We start from the raw sequence: 18,450 nt of genomic DNA on the forward strand, positions 1-18,450 counted from the left end.
CTCCTCCAACCCCGACACGGCCAGGCGGAGCTTGGTCTGCCGGGGAAGGCGTTGTGCTGGGCGTTGGGTCGGCAAGTGCCTGGGCGGGGCTGGCGAGAAGGCTCAGGACTACGGCCAGGGAAAGGCCCATTAGCCGAAAGGACGCACTTCCGCTGCCCATTATCGGCGGGTGCCCTTCGGGACACCGAGATCGAACATCTGCCATGCGCCGCTGACGAATCGCGCGCGGGCGAGCAGAAGGCTCGAATCCCCTCCCTTGGACGTGGACGCGGGAGTGGGGGTCGGGCTGGAGGACTTGTAGTCCGTGAAAGGCTGCTGGCGCAGTTTGAGGTACGCCAGCCAGATTCCATGGATATCCGGAGTGGGGTCCGCCGAAAGATCCGACGGTGACAATTCTCCCCCCACGAGCCACGACTCATCACCGACCGTACTCGCGTCCTTGGTGATGGTCCCGCACATCCCGCACTCCGCGTCCCCCACGGCCAGGGCCGGCTTCGTGTCACCGGTCTGGTAGGCGTAGTCGAGCAGTGCGATGTAGTGGCGGACGAAGGCCTCGAAGCCTTCCTTCGTGTTCTTCTTCGCGGCTTCGGGCAGCTCGGGCACCGGGATGTTGCGGGCGGGAGCGGTGGAGGAGGCTGGAGTCGGGCGGGTGTCCGGAGCCGGCGCGGCGGTGGCGGAGGCGCTGTTCGAGGCGCTGGGCGCCGCCTGCCCGTTCCCGCCGCACCCGGTGAGCGTGAGCATCCCGCAGACGGCAAGAGCGGTGAGCACAGTGCTGGTCGCGCGCGTGGGCGCCATGGAAATTCCCCCTCAGTCCATCCCGGACCGGCCGCGGTCCTTGGGTCGCGGCGAGTCTACAGGCCCCCGGCGAACGCCGAGGAAGGTTATCCACAGCCCAGCCCCACAGCGGCAAGCATCGCCAAGTGAGCAGGATGAAGAAGAAGCAGAGGCGGGGCGCCAGACAGTGTCTGGTGCCCCGCCTCCCCTGGCCCGAGCCCGTCAGCTCAGAACGTCACCACCCGGACTACGCCGTTCTTCCAGTAGATGCGGCCGCCCTGGAAGTTCTGGGCGACGGAGCCGTCCGGGGTGCTGTACTGGCCGCTCGTGGGCCAGCCGAGGACGCCGCCCTGGGCGCCCCGGGAGAGCCATGCGTTCCGGATCCCGCCGAAGATGAAGTACGTCCCGCTGCCCGACCAGGTGATCGTGCCGCGCTCGTAGTTCTGGTACGCCCCGCCGTTGGTGTGGACCTCCTCGGCGGTTGGGTAGCCGATGAAGCCCCTCTCGGCCCCGTAGCGGACGTGGAGGCCGCGGATCGCGCCGATGGTGCGGTGCGCGCCGTAGGTGGGGTGCCAGAAGATGGTGCCGCGCTGGAAGTTCTGCACCACGCCCCCGCGCACCGAGGCGACCTCGCCGGTGGTGGGGTAGCGCACGTAGCCGTCCTGGGCGCCGTAGTTGAGCCACAGGTTCCGGACCGCGCCGCGGAGGATCTGTGCGCCGGTGGTCGGGGTCCAGTAGATGCTGCCGCCCTGGAAGAGCTGGCGCACGCCGCTGTCCCGCAGGCCGCCCACCTCATCTGTAGTCGGGTACCGGAGTGCACCGTTCTGGGCACCGGCCCTGGCCCAGGCCCCCCGGATCGCGCCGCGCGTCACGTGGGCGTCGGTCGCTTCCGTCCAGTGGACGCTGCCGCGCTGGTACGCGCGGGCCTTGCCGCCGTCGCGCAAGCCGGAGATTCCGGCCGCGAGCGGGTCGCCGAGGTTCGAGGCGGCCGCCTTCTCGTCCAGGACCGAGAAGTCCTCGGTCACGGTGCCCTGGTAGCTCAGGCCGGGTCCGGTGACGGTCACGCTCGCCCCGGTGGAGGAGATGGAGTTGACCTTGACCTTGGTGCCGGACCACGTGGTGAACGTCTGGCCGGCCTGCCACGCCGCGTTGGTGATGTACCAGCCGGAGTAGGGCTTGGTGCTCGGCGGGATGAGCAGGGATTCCGAGGCGGAGTCGTCCGCCTTGAGGATCTCCACGCCGCGGTTGCCGTTCACGGCGGTGGAGGAGTCGAATCCCACGGGCAGGCGCAGCTGCACGTAGTAGGTCTCCCCGCCGGCGTCGGTGAACTTCAGGGCCCTGCGCGCAGCCGTCCCGGCCCAGGCCGTGAGGTTGTAGGTGGCGCTCGCACCGGGCGTGACCGTGCGGAGCTCGTCGCCGCGGCCGAACCCGCTGTAGTCCAGCAGCGCCGCGTTGAGGTAGGGCTTGGCCCACTGGGAGATCCCCATGAGGTCCGTCGTTCCGCCGTAGGCGCGCGAGGTGCAGGCCGTGTCCTTGAGACCCGTGGACAGCCGGGAGACGTCCATGCGGCCGTTGGTGCACTGCAGGGAGTTGGCGTGGCCCAGCCCGAACACGTGGCCGAACTCGTGCGCCATGACGGGGCCCGTGAAGTTGGAGGTGATGGGCAGCAGGATACGGCCGCTCGTGGGGCCCGAGGCCCAGCCGGCGCCGAGGTTGCCGCCGCTGCCGTACACCACCACGTCCGTGCGCGGGATGAACAGCACGAGCACCCGGTCCGTGCCGCCGGTCCAGCCCAGCTCCTTCTGCACGGTGTTCATGATCGTGGAGAACTCGGCCCCGGAGGACACGCTCGTCTTGAAGCCGAGGACGGTCTTCTCGATCCCGATCGTCATCTTGCCCGCGGACACGCTGCGCCAGTACTGGTCCGAGCCGGTCACGGCGGCCTTGGCCGCGGCGACGTCGATCTTCGCGAGGTCCGCGGCGGTCTTGTCCTTGGTCTGCAGGGTCACGAGCGTGACCCGGATGTTCGCCGAGCGCGGCGCGAGGGCCGCGGGGGCGAGCGCCTGCACGGCGGTCTGCGGGGAGGCGGCCTCGAGGACGGCCGGGGCGAGGGTACCCGTGGCGGCCTGGGCCTCCGCGGAGACGGCCGACGCCGACGCGGGCAGAGCCTGCAGGCCGGCGGTGAGGAGGGCGGTGGCGACGAGCGCGGAGCCCTTCGCTGCGGCACCGACGGAGGCGGCGGCGCGCCGGGACGACCGGGTGGAGCGCTCGGCGCGGTGGCGGCCCTTGGCCTTGCGCTGGGCAGGGGTCATCGAGGACAAGCGTGTCTCCTAGAAGCTGCGGGCGTTGCTGCCCTGGCCTGGGTGGGGCTGGATGCGGGGTCCGAGACTCGTCCGCGGCGCGGAACCCGGTAGTGGTGCCCCCGTCGGATCGAGGGGGATCCGTCCGCGCCTCTTCGAAGGTAACAGCCCACACGTGGCCTATCGGCAGGTCCGCGCGAATCTTGAGGCCAACCTTGCACAATGCTTGGCCGCTACGCTTTTCCCGTGCCCCAGCCACAGAATCCCCACGCCCCCGAGCCCGCTACGCCGCTCCTCGACCCGGCGGCCGAACACACCTTCACCCCTTCATCGGACCCAGAGGCCTACACCGGTGCCCTCGCCGTACTCGAGGAACTCACCCTGGCCTTCGCGGGGGCCGCGGAGGATGCCCGCCGCCAGCCGGACGGCCTCGCCCGGGCCGTGCCCGCCTGCCCGGGCTGGAGCATTGAGCAGCTCGTGGACCACCTCGCCCAGGTCCACCGCTGGGCCGCGGCAACCCTGGGCGCCGAGTCCGCGCCCGCCCGGCCACCGCGACCGGCCGGCCAGGACCCGGTGGAGTGGTACCGGGCCAGCGCGGCACATCTGCTCGGTCGGCTCCGGTCCGCCGGGCCCGCCGCCCCTGCCTGGACGATGTGGGGCGAGCCGGTGGCCGCCTTCTGGGCCCGCCGCCAAGTCCACGAGACATGCATCCACGTCTTCGACATCCTCGACGCCCTCGGCCGCCCCCACGAATGGCGCCCGGACCCCGCCCTCCCCGTGGACGGCATCCGCGAGATCCTCTTCAGCCTCTACCCGCGCCAGGTGCGGCTCGGGCGCACGGCCGGCCTGGCCGGCGTCGTGCGCTTCGAGGTGACGCACGACGCCGGCCTGCCGCCCGCGGCGCTCGTCTCGCCGGGGGTGGGTGAGGGCGCCGCGGGCGCGGAGGTGCAGCTCGGGACGGTCGCTGCCCGGGCGGAGGAGGTCTATCTGGGGCTGTGGGGACGCCGGCCGCTGCCCGGCGTCCCGGCCGCCCTCGCCGAGGCGCTGAGGTCTGCGAAGCTCACGCCCTGACGGCCTACCGGAGGGGTTCGAGGCGCCGCGCCCAGCTCGGCGCGTGCTCGGGCCGAGGACCGATCCCCACTACCCGGGCGGGGATGCGCTGGAGCACGGGGAAGCGCATGAGCAGGCGCAGGGGCAGCGGGACCCGGCTGCCGGCACCGACCCGCCCGCGCAGCGCGCCCCGCACCACGGTCGCGTGGCCGGCCCGCTGGGCGGCCTGGACGAGCGCCGTGGGCCAGAGCCGCCGCCTCTGCACCTCGGCGAGCACGTCCCGGCCCACCGGCCCGGGCGCCCTGCGCATCGCGGTCCCCACGATCCGCGCGGTGGCGACGGCGTCCTGGATCGCGAGGTTGATGCCCACCCCGCCGAGGGGGGACATGGGGTGGGCGGCGTCCCCGATGAGGAGGAGGCCGTCCTCGTGCCAGCGGGGGAGCCGCTCCACCCGGACGTCGAGGAGTTTGACCTCGTCCATGCTCGAAGGGTGCTCGCCCAGACGGTCCGCGAGCCACGGCTGCAGGGACGCGATGCGCGCGCGGAAGGCGGCGAGGCCGGAGGTGCGCAGCTCCTCGTCGGCCCCCTTGGGGATGACGTAGCCGCACTGCCAGTACTGGCCGCGGTCGATCATGATCATGAACCCGCCGCGGGAGACCCGGCCGATCCCGCCCTCGGGGTCGCCGTCCCGGCGGGGGACGCTGAACCACCAGACGTCCATGGGCGCGCCGTAGCTGCGCGGCTCGAGCCCGGCGGCGGCGCGGACCGAGGACCAGCGTCCGTCGCATGCCACGACGAGGTCCGCCTCGAGGGCACGCGGCTCGGCGCTGTCCTCCGGCCGGCCGGAGGACCGGTCGAGCCAGCGCACCCCGGCGACCCGGCCGGCGTCGTGCATCAGGTCCACCGCCTCCGCGCTGCGGACGAGCGTGAACGCGGGCTCGCGCTCCGCCGCGGTGGCGAGCATCTCGAGGAAGTCCCACTGCGGCACGAGCGCAATCCCCCGGTGCCGGCCCGGGAGCGAGGCGCCGAGGTTGGAAAGGCGCACGGTGCCGGCGTCGAGGCGGATCTCGGCGCGGTCCAGGAGCCGGTGGGGGAGCGCGGCGAAGGCGGTGGCTAGGCCGAGCTCGTCCAGGAGGGCGAGCGTGGAGGCGTGGACGGTGTCGCCCCGGAAGTCGCGGAGGAAGTCGGCGTGCTTCTCGAGCACCACGGTCTCGATCCCGCCGCGGGCCAGGAGCAGGCCCAGCACCATGCCCGCTGGGCCGCCGCCCACGACGGCGACCCTCGCCCGGGTGGGCGAGGGCCGCTGTGCGGGGGCCGGCTCGGGCGGCGGCACGGCCGTCAGTTCCTGACGTAACCGTTCGGGTCGAGGACGAACTTCGTGGCGGCGCCGGCGTCGAACTCGGCGTAGCCTTGGGGGGCCTCGTCGAGGCCGATGGCCTTCGCGTTGACGTTCTTCCCGATCGAGACCCGGTCGTTGAGGATCGCCATCATGAGCTGACGGTTGTACTTCATGACCGGGCACTGGCCCGTGGTGAAGGAGAGCGACTTGGCCCAGCCGGTGCCCAGGCTCAGCGAGAGCGAGCCCTTCTTCGCGGCCTCGTCGATCCCGCCCGGGTCCCCGGTGACGTAGAGGCCGGGGATCCCCAGCGCGCCGCCGGCAGCGGTGATCTCCATGAGGGAGTTGAGCACCGTGGCGGGCGCCTCGTGGCCCGCGTCCTTGCCGTGGCCGCGCGCCTCGAAGCCCACGGCGTCCACGCCGCAGTCCACCTCGGGCACGCCGAGGATCTGCTCGATCTGCTCGGCGGGGCCGCCCTTGGTCAGGTCCACGGTCTCGCAGCCGAAGCTCGCGGCCTGCTTGAGGCGGTCCGCGTTCATGTCCCCCACGATCACGACGGCGGCGCCCAGGAGCAGCGCGCCCGTCGCCGCCGCGAGCCCCACCGGCCCGGCGCCGGCAACGTACACCGTAGAACCGACGCCGACCCCGGCCGTCACGGCGCCGTGGAACCCTGTGGGGAAGATGTCCGAGAGCATCGTGAGGTCCATGATCTTCTCGAGCGCCTGGTCCCGGTCCGGGAACTTGAGCAGGTTCCAGTCCGCGTACGGCACGAGGACGTACTCGGCCTGCCCTCCGACCCAGCCGCCCATGTCCACGTACCCGTAGGCGCTGCCCGGCCGGTCCGGGTTCACATTGAGGCAGATGCCGGTCTTGCGCTCCTTGCAGTTCCGGCAGCGCCCGCACGCGATGTTGAACGGGACCGAGACGATGTCCCCGACCTTGATGAACTCGACGTCGGGACCGACCTCCACGACCTCGCCGGTGATCTCGTGCCCGAGGACGAGGTCCGTGGGGGCGGTGGTGCGGCCTCGGACCATGTGCTGGTCCGAGCCGCAGATGTTCGTGGTGACGGTCTTGAGGATGACCCCGTGGCGGACCTGCCGGCCGACGTTGGCCGGGTTCACCCCCGGGCCGTCCTTGAGCTCGAAGGTCGGGTACTCGGTGTCGATGACCTCGACCGTGCCCGGTCCCTTGTAGGCGACTGCCCTGTTTCCTGCCATGCTTCCTGCTCCCTATGGGTAGTTCGGAACGCCCGATGCGGGCCGGCACGGCATGACCGTGCAATGTGGCACGCATCACTTCCTGGCGGTACTCGCACCCTAGGCAGGCTCGGAGGCCGGGGTCAAGGGCCCGCCGCGGGGCGGGCCCCGGCGCTACCGGACGAGGGGCCAGCCCGTGACGGCCTTGGGGCGCGGGGCGGCGTAGGTGCGCACCTTCGATGTCGCGAGGCCGAGCCGCACGAGCCCCTCCGCCACCGCCACCGCGGCCGCGACGCCGTCCACGACGGGGACCCCGCAGCGCTCGCGGATCTGCGCGTCGAGCCCGCTCATGCCGCCGCAGCCGAGCACGATCACCTCCGCCTTGTCCTCGCCGACCGCGAGCTCGGCCTGCGCCACGATCTCCTTCACCGCACGCTCGGGGTCCTCCTCGAGCTCGAGGACGCCGAGGCCCGAGGCGCGCACGGACGCGCAGCGGGCCTCGAGCCCGGCGAGCCTGAGCCGGTCCTCGATGAGCGGCACCGCGCGGTCCAGGGTGGTCACGACCGAGTACTTGTGCCCGAGGTACATCGCCGTGGATGCCGCGGCCTCGGTGATGTCCACGACCGGCACGTCGAGGAGCTCCTGCAGGCCCTCGCGGCCGTGCTCGCCGTAGCCGGCCTGGATGACGGCGTCGAACCCGCCCTCGTAGCGGGTCACGGCGTCCATGACGGCGACCGCGGCGAGGTAGGACTCGAAGTTCCCCTCGCAGGACTCGGCGCCGAAGCGCGGGGTGATGCCGATGATCTCGGTGCCGGGGGACGCCGCCGCGCGGGCGGCCTCGGCGATCGAGTCGGTCATGGACTGGGTGGTGTTGACGTTGGCGACGAGGATGCGCATCGCGGGACCTTCCGGGAGGGGGCTGGGGTGCGGGGTGGGCTGGTGTGCAGGTGGGGAGCACGACGGCGGCGGGCCGGGTCAGGGGCCGGCCCGCCGCCGTCGTGCTCCGGGGCGCTAGTGGGCGCTGGGGACGGCGATCTCCTCGCCGTCGGCGTCCGTGAAGGTGCGCTTGCGGTCCGCGATGAACCAGTAGTTCACCGCGGCGATGCCCGCGCCGAAGAACCAGGAGAAGGGGGCCAGGGCGCCCAGGACGGGGATGAAGGCGATGGCGATCGCCACGGCCGCCGCGGGGACGAGGGCCGCCACGGCGCGCAGGTTGACGCCCTTGACGTAGTGGTAGTCGCCGGCGGCGTCCTCGGTGTAGAGGGCGGGGACGTTGACCCGGCCGCGGCGGATGAGCCAGTAGTCGGCCATGATGACGCCGAACAGGGGGCCGAGGAGCGCGCCGAGGCCGCCGAGGAAGTACACGATGACCACGGGGTTGTTGTAGAGGTTCCAGGGCAGGATCACGAGGCCGATGACAGCGGAGACGATCGCGGCCTTGCGGAAGTCCAGGTGGCGCGGGAACAGGTTGGTCAGGGCGTAGGTCGGAGCCACGAAGTTGGCCATGAGGTTCACCGCGATGGTGAGGACCAGGAGTGCGGCGGAGGCTCCGGCCAGCAGGAAGGTGTTGGGGATCCCGGCGACGATGTCCGAGGGGCTCGTGATGATCTGGCCGTTGATCTTGAACTGCGCGCCGGCGAGGACCACAGTGATGGCGCCGAAGAGGAGCATGTTGATCGGGATGCCCCAGAAGTTGCCCTTGACGATCGCGCCCTTGGACTTGGCCGCGCGGGTGAAGTCGCAGAAGTTCAGCACGAACGTGCCGTAGATCGAGACCCAGAGGGCGCCGCCGCCGAGGATCTGGACCCACATCTCGCCGCCCGAGAGGCTCTTGTCGGTGCTCCACGCGATCTCGAAGCCGGCCTGGGCGAACATCCAGACGGCGAGGGCGAGCATCGTGACGAGGATGATCGGGCCGGCGAACGCCTCGTACTTGCGGATCATCTCCATGCCGTACGAGACGATGACGACTTGGACGATCCACAGCGCCACGAAGGCGATCCAGCCGAGCGGTGAGAGGCCGAGGATCGAGCCCTGGTCGAGCGGGGCGAGCCCCGGAGCGAGCGCGATGAGCAGGACGCGCAGGACGACGGAGGCCAGGTAGGTCTGGATGCCGAACCACGCGATCGCGACGCCGCCGCGCAGCACCGAGGCGATCTGGGCGCCATGGATGCCGAAGGCGATGCGGCTCATGACCGGGAACGGGACGCCGGTCTTCTGGCCCATGAAGCCGGAGAGGTTCAGGAGGGCGAACAGCAGGACCGCGCCGACGCCGAGCGCCGCGAGGACCTGCCAGCCGCCGAGGCCCAGGGCGAAGAGGCCGATCGCGAAGGCGTAGTTGCCGAGGCTGTGCACGTCGTTCGCCCAGAGGGTGAAGATGCTGTACGCGGACCACTTGCGGCCCTCGCGCTGCGTGGGGGCCAGATCATGGTTGTAGAGGCGCGGGCTCGTGCCCGCGAGGGTCGCAGTGGCGGAAGACGCGCCCGAATCGGCGCTATGGGATCCCAGCGGGGGGACGGCGGTGTCCTGAATGCTGTTCATGGTGCTCTTCTCGGATCGTGGTGAACGGGGGCTCGCGCCCGGGAAGTTGGCTGATCCGCGGGGCCTTCCAGCGCTGATGGGCGGCTGGGGCCCAGCGGAGCGGCTGCTGCCGCGTCCTGACGTGAGTGAGGGTGTGACCTGCGTCTCGCGTTCTGGTATCCCAACTGTAACCGGTGGCGGCTTGCAACCACAAGGAGAAATTTTCTTTCCGCATAACGGAAGAAAGCCGCATCGGCACGGACCGGCCTGCGCAGGCAGGCGGTTCGTCCCGATGCGGCGTTCCGCAGGGGGAGAATGGTGGGCGCGCAGGAGGGGGCCGCGCCCGGTGCCCCCGCCCTTCTCGGCCGGGGGCGGAGGCCCGGCGTTACTCGGCCGGGAGCTGGAGGACCTGGTCCACGAAGATGAGGTCCGGGTCGGTCACCGTGTCGGCGTTCGCGTCGGCCAGGGCCTCCCAGCCTGCGGAGATCCCGAGCTTCTCGGCAATGATGCTGAGCGTGTCGCCGGCCTGGACGGTGTAGGTCTCCCCGCTCACGGCGACCTCGGCGGTGTGGCGGCCCTGGGCGGGTGCGGGCTGCTCGACGGGCTGGACCGGCGCGGACTGGACCTGGACCGGAGCCTGCTGGACCGGGGCGGCCTGGACCTGGGTCTGCGTGGTGGCGCCCGCGCTGCCGTAGAGGCCCAGCTGCGAGGAGCAGGACGGCCACGCGCCCCAGCCCTGTCCGGCCAGGATGTTCTCGGCCACAGCGATCTGCTGCTCGCGGGTCGCGTCCGCCGCCGAGCCAGTGCCGCCGTACGCGGCCCACGTGGTCGGGGAGAACTGGAGGCCGCCGTAGTAGCCGTTGCCGGTGTTGATGGACCAGTTGCCGCCGGACTCGCACTGCGCAAGGGCGTCCCACGTGGAGCCATCGGCAGCATTGGCTGCGGGGGCCCCGAGCGCGGCTGCGCCGAGGGCGGCGCCGGACGCGGCGGCGAGGGTGAGGGTGCGGCGGACTGCGGTGAAGGAGGTCTTCTTCATAAGGGTGGCTTCATGCTCGGGGCTCCACCGGCATTCCCCCTGTCCCCAGAGGTCATCATGCGCCGCCGGCCCCTGACTGCTCGAGGTCAGGTCAATGGTGTCTGCTCAGACGGCGGCGAACGGTGGACGGCAGCACCCGGCATATGCGGCCGACGGCGTGCTGCCGCGGCGTTTGTCGCGCCCGCCGCGGTGCGGCTGGACGCCGGGGTTCGTTACCAAACCTTGATCTACGGTAGCCCAGTGCCGTCCGTCGTTGCAAAACCGTGACCTGTCCGGGTGTCGCCTGAACGCCTGCTGGCGGCTATTCGAGGAGGCTGCGGACGTCGTCCGCAGTCAGTGACGAGGCGAACATCGCGTCGTCGTCCATGACCGAGGAGAAGAGCGCCGCCTTCTTCTCCTTGAGCTCCATGACCTTCTCCTCGATGGTCCCGCTCGCCACGAGCCGGTAGGTCATGACCTTGCGGGTCTGCCCGATCCGGTGCGCACGGTCCACGGCCTGCGCCTCCGCCGCAGGGTTCCACCATGGGTCCAGGAGGAAGCAGTAGTCCGCCTCGGTGAGGTTGAGCCCGAAGCCGCCGGCCTTGAGCGAGATGAGGAACACCGGGGCGTGCCCCTCCTTGAACCGGGAGACCACCTCGCCGCGCCGGCGCGTGGACCCGTCGAGGTACTCGTACGCGATCCCCTCGGCGTCCAGCCGCTCGGCCGCCTTCTTGAGGAAGGACGTGAACTGGCTGAACACGAGCGCCCGGTGGCCCTCCGCCACCACGTCTCCCAGCTGCTCGAGGAGCGCGTCCAGCTTCGCCGGGGACACGCCGTCGTGCGCCTCGTCGACGAGCGCCGGGTCCAGCGCCATGAGCCGCAGGAGCGTGAGCGAGCGGAACACGATGAACCTGTTCCGGTCCAGGTCCTCGACCAGGCCGAGCACCTTCTGGCGCTCGCGCTGGAGGTACTGCTGGTAGAGCTTGCGGTGCCTCGGCGAGAGCTCCACGTCCAGACGCTGCTCGAGCTTCTCGGGCAGCTCCGTGGCCACGGCCTCCTTGGTGCGGCGCAGCATGAGCGGCCGCACCCGACGCCGCAATCGGGCCAGGCGGGTCGCGTCCCCGTTCTTCTCCACGGGCTTGGCGAACTCCTGCGAGAAGTGGTGCGCGGCAGGGAACAGCCCGGGCGCGACGATCGCGAAGAGGCTCCACAGCTCCATGAGGTTGTTCTCGAGCGGCGTGCCGGTGAGGGCCAGCTTGAACGGCGTCGCGAGGTCCCGCGCGCACTGGTGGGCCTTGGTGGCGCGGTTCTTGAGGAACTGCGCCTCGTCCATGATGAGCCCGGACCACTCCACTGCGTCATAGGCCTCGAAGTCCAGACGGAACAGCGCATAGCTCGTCACGACGATGTCCGCCACCGCCGCCGCGTCCGCGATGGGCGTGCCGGACTTTCCCTGCGTGTCCGTGAGAGCCACCGTCGCCACGCCGGGCGCGAACCGCGCCGCCTCCGCCGCCCAGTTCGGCACCACCGAGGTCGGGGCGACGACGAGGAAGGGCGCTGGCCTGGCGGCGCCGCTCCCTGCCGCGCCGTCCTGCCGCCCAGCGCCGTCCCGGGCGGTCTTGCCCTGGCTGCCACTGTCCTGCCCAGCGCCGTCCCGGGCGTGGAGGATGAGGGCGAGGGTCTGCAGGGTCTTGCCCAGCCCCATGTCGTCCGCGAGGACCCCGCCGAGCCCGTGCCGGTGCAGGAAGGCGAGCCACTGGAACCCCTCGTCCTGGTACGGCCGCAGCTCCGCGGCGAGCCCGGCGGGCACGGGGACACGGTCGAGGGCGTGCGGGTCCAGGAGCCCCTCCACGGCCTCCTTCCACCGCGGCGCCTGCACGGTCTCGCCCGCGAGTTCGGCGATCTCGTCCCACAGCCCGGCCTGGTACACGCTCAGCCGCGGCGGCTTCTTCGCCCCGCCCTCGGCGCGCCATTCGCGCAGCTCGTGGGAGTCGTCGATGAGCCGCCGGAGGCGCTGGATCTCCGGGGTGTCGATCCGGAACCACGTCTTGTCCGGCAGCAGGACCTTGTCCCGGCCCCGGGCCAGGGCGGTGAAGATGTCCTGGAAGGGGATGGTGCGCTCACCGATCGTGACCATGAGCCCGAGGTCGAACCAGTCCCGCTTCTCGCTCTCCACGGTGCTGACCACGAGCTGCGGGGACCCCTCGAGCCGCCGGTAGTCCGGCTGCGTGCCCTCCACGCGCACGTCCACGCCCTCGAGCGCGGCGAGCTGGGGCAGCACGCGCTCGGCGAAGTCGGCCGTGTCGAGGTCCTCGAGCCGGGCCGGCCCGAGCGGCTTCCCGCGCAGCGGCGTGTCCGCGAGGAGGGCGGTGGCACGGTCCTTCGCCTCCGCCTCGGCCCTCTCGTCGCGCCGGGTCGCCTCGCCCGGGACGGGTACGAGCGCGAGCTGCCGCGCGGCGTCGCCCGCCCCGTACTCCCAGTGCCACGCGAGCCGCAGCACGTCGCCGGGCTCGAACGCCGCGGTGAGCACGAGCCGCGGCGGGGCGACCGGCGGGAGCTGCACGCCGTCGTCGGCCGCCCTGAGCGTGACCGAGCGCGCGAGGTCCGGGTACACCTCGGCGAGGAACGCCTCCCGGTCCGGCCCCGGGATCTCGATCCCGGCGGGCGTGCCCAAGAGGGCGCGCTCGCGCTCGGTGAGGCGGGCGGCGGCGGGGGCGAGGAGGATCCGTTCGGTGCCGTTCTCGCGCACGACGGCGTAGGCGCCGTGGTCGCCGATCGTGCCCGCCGCCGTGGCCGGCACCGGGACGCCGCCGATCGCGAGGACCGGGGAGAGGCGGAGGCCACCGTCGCCGTCGGGGGCCGAATGGGCGTCCAGGGTCACCGTCGCCGTGCCGTCCGCGAGGGCGACCTCGGTGCCCTTGCGCGCGCCGACGAGCCCGATCTCCATCTGGGCAGCGGCCTCGAGGAGGGTCCAGAGGAGGGGGCTGAGGTAGTCGTCGAGGTACATCCACGGGTCGCTGCCGTTCCAGTACCCGGACTCGGTGCCGAGGCGGAGGGCCTGGAGCTCGCGGAAGCAGTCGAAGTGGGGCTGGTGGAAGTCGCCGTAGATGTTCTGCCGGCCGAACGTGCTCCACGTCAGGTTGCCCTTGACCCAATTGCCGGTGTGCGGGTTGTGGGTGACCGGGCGCATGCCGAGCTTGGTGCCCTGGCGGTGCCGTGCGGCGGGGTAGCCGCCGAACCGCTTCCCCAGCTCGGCGTCCAGGTCCCGGAGCTCGAACTGGAGGCCGAGCCGCTGGCCGGGGCCCCGGAGCGGGTTCCTGGCGGTGGAGGGGTCGATGATGCGCTGGAGCTCGCCCTTCCACGCCGGCTCGGGCGCGGGGGCGGGAACGGGAACGGGCTGGGCGGAGAAGGCTCCGCGACGGTTCGTCGCGGGGCCGATCTCGGTGGCCCTGCGCAGGCCGAGGACGTCTGCTGCCACGGCGATCTCATTCGAGGCGAGCACGAGCGCGGCGACGTGCTTGCAGTCCTCGCCGATGGGGCACGAGCACCAGCTTCCGGTGCAGGCGTAGCCGGAGCTCCCGGAACGCAGGTACACCTCAGTCCTGTACGGCTCGACCTCGCTGCCTTGGACCTCGCCGGCGATGACCGCGCTGTCCGCGTCCCATTCGACGTAGTGGACATGGCCGCTGCGAGCATAGGTGCGGCCCCGGGCGATCGCGGCGGGCCCCACCCGAGCTGCGACGGTGCCGACGTCAATGAGCGGAGGCGCGCCACCGCCGGCGTCATCGGGTTCGGGGAGTTGGAAGGAGGCCACGGTCAATGGTCCCACGCACCGCCGGCACGACGAGCCCGGCAGCACCCTATGTGGACACCGTGCCCGTCCCACCCCCGCTGTGGGGTCCCGTCCTGTCGGTTGTGGGGTCCCGTCCCACCCGTTTGTGGGGTCCCGTCCCTCGAGGGGCACCACCCACGGCTGCGCGGTTGATCCTCACTGTTCCCGCGAGGTAGGGAGGACCGGGCATGATGCTCCCATGGAGGACCTTCGAGACCTGCTCCAGCCGAGCAGTTCAGAGTGGATCGGCTTGCCCAGACGAGGCTCGGCGGCCAGATCCGTTCTGGCGGCATGGCTTCTGGGAGCTGCCACCGTTGTGCTCGCCTTCATCGTGGACCGCGGGTGGCAGGAACCGCTGTCCTCCTGGGAAGACTCGTTGCGACCGATCAACGTCTTCGGCACTGTTGCGTTGATCTGCGCGGCTGTGTTCGCCCTCGGGGGCTGGGCACTGGGAAGGATGGCCGCCTCCGGACTCGTGATGGTGCTTGGCGCCTGCGCGGTGCTGTCGAGCGCTGTCGCAGCTGCCTCTGCGCCGTTGTGGGCCGCGGGGACTGTGCTCGCCGCTGTCCTGGCTGCTGCGGAGGCCCGGTCATCGTCGCGGCAGCTGACGGCGATCATGCAGCTTGCAGCACGGCTGAAGGACGGAACAAAGGTCCGGGTGGGTCCGAACGCCCTTGCCGCCGAACGGCGTGTCCTCAGGAGAGGACGCCGATTCGCGATCACGCTGCTGGCCGTATCGATCGCGCTGTGGGGCCTCCTCTGGCTGGAGTGGTCCGGGGCGGCCTCCCAGGCTCCGCCGTCGGACGCGCGTGCCTTCGTTCCGGGCGCTGCTCCGTTTGCCGGGGGGACGACGGTCCTGGCGGTGGTCTCCACCATCCGCGTCGTGTGGCGGTGGTGGGCGCACCGCCAGATGCGGGGCACCGTCTGGGCAGTCCCTTGCCCGGGAGGTCCTGTCTGGGTGCATCCGATTCCGCTTCGGAATGCAGTGATCAATGCGAGTGACAGCGAGAACCCGGAGTGCTTCTGCGAGGCGGAGGCCGACCGCCGCGATGCTGAGGGACTGGCAGAGTGGGGCGACGGCATGATTCCTGCACAGGACTACTGCCCGGTCCACGGAATTGACGTGGTCAATTCGCTGGACCACGATGCATTCCGAGCTCTCGCCGCTTCCCGGAGGGCGTGGCTGTGGGACATCGACTCCACGAGGCCCGTGCTCAGTGGGGATCCCCGATCCGGGACGAGGGACGGTCTTCTCGCTTTTGCGGGGCACGCCTTTGGTGGAATACCGCTCTTGGACCGCGGGGGCGTCATGGACGCATGGGGGCCACGGACTGAGACAGCTGATGAACGGAGGACAGCCGACGGCGAGATTCCGCATGAGGCTGAATCGGACTTCCTGCCGCCGCATCAGAGCGGAGTGCTCGACGTCGTGGACCTCGCCCCGGCCGAAATGCGCGGAACCGCGGTGCGATATCGCCATGGGCGTGCCTGGTATGTGCCCTGATGGGTGCTGGGGAGGCTGCTCGCGTGGAGGAGGGGGCTCACGCCTGCGTTCCACGCGCCGCCTAAGCAGGGCCTTGGACGGGGTCATGGCGTGGCCGCTGCGAGCCCGAGAGCTCCTCGTCGTGGTCGCCGTGGTACTGGGGACGGCCCTGGTCATCCTCCCGGCGGTGATCGCAGAGGCGGAGTCGGACCGCGCTGCCGGCATAGCAGGCCTGCCCGGCATAACATGCCCGCGCGCGCACCGGTTGTGCAGCCGAGGGCCTGTCATGCGGCTGAGGGCCCTCGTTGTGGCTCCGGGGGCGGGTCGCCGGACCAGAAAGCCGCCGCGTGCCGTCCCCGACCCACCCCCGCCTCAGCCGGCGCGGACCGCCCCGGCCGACCGCACGCCGTCGCCCGTCCCGAGGCCGCGGAAGTCCCAGCCGGCCGCGCGCCACGCGTCGGCGTCGAGCACGTTGCGGGCGTCGACGATGGCCGGCCGCGCCACCGTGAGGGCGAGCTGATGCGGGTCCAGCGCGCGGTACTCGGCCCACTCGGTGAGCAGCAGCACCACCTCGGCCCCCTCCACCGCGTCCGCAGCGGTGGGCTCGAAGCGCAGCTGCGGGTACCGCATCCAGGCGTTGTCGATCGCCTTCGGGTCGGTCACCACCACCTCCGCCCCGGCCGCGGCGAGCTGAACCGAGACGTCGAGGGCGGGGGAGTCGCGGATGTCGTCGGTGTCCGGCTTGAACGCCGCGCCCAGCACCGCCACGCGGCGCCCGGCCACGGACCCGCCGCACAGCTCGGCCGCGATCCCCACGACCCGCCCGCGCTGGTCCACGTTGACCGAGTCCACGAGCCCCATCCACGCGTCCACGGACTCGACGCCGAGCTCGCGGGCCTGCGCCCGGAACGAGCGGATGTCCTTCGGCAGGCATCCGCCGCCGAACCCGAGCCCCGCCGCGAGGTAGCGCTGCCCGATCCGCGGGTCCAGCCCCATCGCGGCCGAGAGCTGCGTGACGTCCGCGCCCGCGGCGTCGCACAGCTGTGCCATGGCGTTGATGTAGGAGAGCTTCGTGGCGAGGTACGCGTTCGCGGCCGACTTGATGAGCTCCGCCGTCGCGAAGCCGCACACGATCCGCGCCACCCCCGCGTGCAGGAGCGGTGCGTACACCTCGTCGAGGGCGCGCACCGTGGCCTCGGCGCCGGCGCCCTCCTCCACCCCGTACACGAGCCGGTCCGGCACGAGCGAGTCCTTCACCGCCGTGCCCTGCCGCAGGAACTCCGGGTTCCACGCGAGCTCGAGGTCCGTCCGCCCCAGCCATCCGCGCACGCGCTCCACCGTGCCCACGGGCACCGTGGACTTGCCGACGACGACGGCCCCGGCCCGGGCGCGGAGCGCCACCTCGCGGGTCGCGGCCTCGAGGTACGTGAGGTCCGCCGTGTCCGAGGTCTTGGACTGCGGGGTGCCGACGCAGAGGAAGTGGACGTCGGCGTCCGCCACGAGGTCCATCTCCGTGGAGAAGACGAGGCGTCCGGTGCTGCGGCCCTCGGCGAGGAGGTCCTCGAGCCCGGGCTCGAAGAACGGTGCGAACCCGCGGGAGAGGTGGCCGGCCTTCTCAGGGTCCGTGTCGATGCCCACCACATCGTGGCCCATCGAGGCGAGGGCCGCGGCGTGCACGGCGCCGAGGTATCCGCAGCCGATGACGGAGATCTTCATGGGGTGTCCTTCCGGGGTCGGGGTCAGCCGGGTCAGAGGGCGGCGACGGTGGAGCGGTGCGCGATGACGTCCTGGTAGTGGCCGATGAGCTCTTCGCTGATGCCGTGCCACGTGCGCCCCTGCACGCTGCGCCACGCGGCCTCGGCGAACGCGGCCCGCTTGGCGTCGTCCCCGAGGAGGTCCTGGGCGTAGGAGCGCAGCTCGTCGAGCCGGCCCGGGGTGTACAGCCAGCCGGTCTTGGAGTTCTCCACGAGGTCCAGGGGACCGCCACGGCCGGTCGCGACCACGGGCACGCCGGAGGCCATGGCCTCTTGGATGGTCTGGCAGAACGTCTCGAACTCGCCGGGGTGGACGAACAGGTCGAAGCTCGCCACGATCCGGGCAAGGTCCTCACCGCCCTGGAAGCCGGCGAAGTGGGCGCCGGGGAGCCGCTCCTCGAGCTGGGCGCGCATCGGCCCGTCCCCGACCACCACGAGCCGGGTCCCGGGCAGGTCCGCGAGGACGCGCAGGTCCTCGACCTGCTTCTCGGCCGCGAGCCGGCCCACGTAGCCGATGACCTTCACGGGGCTGCCGTCCGGGCGGCACCCGCCGACCTCGGCCCGCCACGCGGCGTCCCGCTTGGCGGGACTGAACCGGGTGGTGTCCACGCCGCGGCGCCACAGCTCCACGTCCAGGATGCCGCGCCCGCGCAGCTGCTCGAGGGCGAAGGACGATGGCGCGAGGGTGCGGTCCGCGAGGAGGTGGATGCTCTCGACCCGCTGCCATGCGAGGTTCTCGAGGAACGGCAGCCCGTAGCGGGCGGCGTAGCCGGGCACCTCGGTCTGGTAGACGGCCACGGTGGGGATGCCCAGCTGGCGTGCGGCGCGCACGGCCCGCCATCCGAGCTCGAAGGGGGAGGCGAGGTGCACGACATCCGGCCGGAAGGCCCGCAGGATCCGCTTGACCTTGGGGACGGCGCCGAAGGCCACCCGCACGTTCGGGTACCCGGCCATCGGCAGCGCCGGCATCCGCACCACCCGCGCGCCGGAAACGCTCTCGGGCAGGGGGAACACAGCGCTCGCACCTTCGCCGGAGGGAGCGATGACGAGGACGTCGTCGCCGCGCTCCTGGAGATGGTCGAGGACCCGCAGGATGGAGTGGGTGACCCCGTTCATCTGCGGCAGGAACGACTCGGCGACAATCGCAATCCTCACCCTCCCACGGTGCGGCGGGGGGTTGACCCGTT

Annotated in this window: 12 protein-coding genes; 2 read left to right on the forward strand and 10 right to left on the reverse strand. The window is 71.8% G+C overall.

What is annotated here, in order from left to right; genetic code table 11:
* Positions 1-159: 159 nt before the first annotated feature.
* Positions 160-795 (reverse strand): DUF6318 family protein, encoded by a 636-nt coding sequence (locus ABCQ75_RS10820; RefSeq protein ID WP_345885381.1) that lies wholly within the window; start codon positions 793-795, stop codon positions 160-162.
* A gap of 206 nt (positions 796-1,001) precedes the next feature.
* Entirely contained in the window at positions 1,002-3,086 is a 2,085-nt protein-coding gene (locus ABCQ75_RS10825; RefSeq protein WP_345885405.1) for a hypothetical protein, read from the reverse strand.
* Between the two features lie 234 nt (positions 3,087-3,320).
* Between ABCQ75_RS10825 and ABCQ75_RS10830 the strand changes: the two genes are divergently transcribed.
* On the forward strand, positions 3,321-4,145 hold the full coding sequence (locus ABCQ75_RS10830) for a maleylpyruvate isomerase family mycothiol-dependent enzyme (RefSeq protein WP_345885382.1): 825 nt from the start codon (positions 3,321-3,323) through the stop codon (positions 4,143-4,145).
* A 4-nt stretch (positions 4,146-4,149) separates the two neighbouring features.
* Here the strand turns inward: ABCQ75_RS10830 and ABCQ75_RS10835 are convergent, their stop codons facing one another.
* From ABCQ75_RS10835 to ABCQ75_RS10860, 6 genes are all read right to left on the reverse strand, one after another.
* Positions 4,150-5,457 carry an FAD-dependent oxidoreductase gene (locus ABCQ75_RS10835; RefSeq protein ID WP_345885383.1) on the reverse strand — a complete coding sequence of 436 codons (1,308 nt, stop codon included), beginning with the start codon at positions 5,455-5,457 and terminating at the stop codon, positions 4,150-4,152.
* A 5-nt stretch (positions 5,458-5,462) separates the two neighbouring features.
* Positions 5,463-6,680 (reverse strand): formaldehyde dehydrogenase, glutathione-independent, encoded by a 1,218-nt coding sequence (fdhA, locus tag ABCQ75_RS10840; RefSeq protein WP_345885384.1) that lies wholly within the window; start codon positions 6,678-6,680, stop codon positions 5,463-5,465.
* 153 nt (positions 6,681-6,833) lie between these two features.
* Positions 6,834-7,556, reverse strand: a complete 723-nt coding sequence (locus ABCQ75_RS10845; protein WP_345885385.1) for an aspartate/glutamate racemase family protein — start codon at positions 7,554-7,556, stop codon at positions 6,834-6,836.
* 114 nt (positions 7,557-7,670) lie between these two features.
* Positions 7,671-9,200 carry an NCS1 family nucleobase:cation symporter-1 gene (locus ABCQ75_RS10850; RefSeq protein ID WP_345885386.1) on the reverse strand — a complete coding sequence of 510 codons (1,530 nt, stop codon included), beginning with the start codon at positions 9,198-9,200 and terminating at the stop codon, positions 7,671-7,673.
* A 364-nt stretch (positions 9,201-9,564) separates the two neighbouring features.
* Positions 9,565-10,215, reverse strand: coding sequence for a transglycosylase family protein (locus ABCQ75_RS10855; RefSeq protein ID WP_345885387.1), 651 nt, complete (start codon positions 10,213-10,215; stop codon positions 9,565-9,567).
* A 301-nt stretch (positions 10,216-10,516) separates the two neighbouring features.
* A complete protein-coding gene (locus ABCQ75_RS10860; RefSeq protein WP_345885388.1) occupies positions 10,517-14,008 on the reverse strand; it encodes a DEAD/DEAH box helicase in 3,492 nt (1,163 codons plus the stop codon).
* A 334-nt stretch (positions 14,009-14,342) separates the two neighbouring features.
* On the opposite strand from ABCQ75_RS10860, the gene ABCQ75_RS10865 reads away from it, so the two are divergent.
* Complete coding sequence (locus ABCQ75_RS10865) at positions 14,343-15,530, forward strand: hypothetical protein (protein ID WP_345885389.1); 1,188 nt, start codon at positions 14,343-14,345, stop codon at positions 15,528-15,530.
* 351 nt (positions 15,531-15,881) lie between these two features.
* Here the strand turns inward: ABCQ75_RS10865 and ABCQ75_RS10870 are convergent, their stop codons facing one another.
* Both ABCQ75_RS10870 and ABCQ75_RS10875 read right to left on the reverse strand, forming a co-directional pair.
* On the reverse strand, positions 15,882-17,225 hold the full coding sequence (locus ABCQ75_RS10870; RefSeq protein WP_345885390.1) for a UDP-glucose dehydrogenase family protein: 1,344 nt from the start codon (positions 17,223-17,225) through the stop codon (positions 15,882-15,884).
* 32 nt (positions 17,226-17,257) lie between these two features.
* Positions 17,258-18,418 (reverse strand): glycosyltransferase family 4 protein, encoded by a 1,161-nt coding sequence (locus ABCQ75_RS10875; RefSeq protein WP_345885391.1) that lies wholly within the window; start codon positions 18,416-18,418, stop codon positions 17,258-17,260.
* Positions 18,419-18,450: the final 32 nt, after the last annotated feature.

The sequence above is a fragment of the Sinomonas halotolerans genome, from assembly GCF_039615075.1.
GTDB classification, from domain to species: domain Bacteria; phylum Actinomycetota; class Actinomycetes; order Actinomycetales; family Micrococcaceae; genus Sinomonas; species Sinomonas halotolerans.

Excerpts from the sequence above, each read along its gene's own strand:
- ABCQ75_RS10820 (WP_345885381.1), bottom strand. The coding sequence starts at position 795 with ATGGCGCCCACGCGCGCGACCAGCACTGTGCTCACCGCTCTTGCCGTC.
- ABCQ75_RS10825 (WP_345885405.1), bottom strand. The coding sequence starts at position 3,086 with ATGACCCCTGCCCAGCGCAAGGCCAAGGGCCGCCACCGCGCCGAGCGC.
- fdhA (WP_345885384.1), bottom strand. The coding sequence starts at position 6,680 with ATGGCAGGAAACAGGGCAGTCGCCTACAAGGGACCGGGCACGGTCGAG.
- ABCQ75_RS10845 (WP_345885385.1), bottom strand. The coding sequence starts at position 7,556 with ATGCGCATCCTCGTCGCCAACGTCAACACCACCCAGTCCATGACCGAC.
- ABCQ75_RS10850 (WP_345885386.1), bottom strand. The coding sequence starts at position 9,200 with ATGAACAGCATTCAGGACACCGCCGTCCCCCCGCTGGGATCCCATAGC.
- ABCQ75_RS10855 (WP_345885387.1), bottom strand. The coding sequence starts at position 10,215 with ATGAAGAAGACCTCCTTCACCGCAGTCCGCCGCACCCTCACCCTCGCC.
- ABCQ75_RS10870 (WP_345885390.1), bottom strand. The coding sequence starts at position 17,225 with ATGAAGATCTCCGTCATCGGCTGCGGATACCTCGGCGCCGTGCACGCC.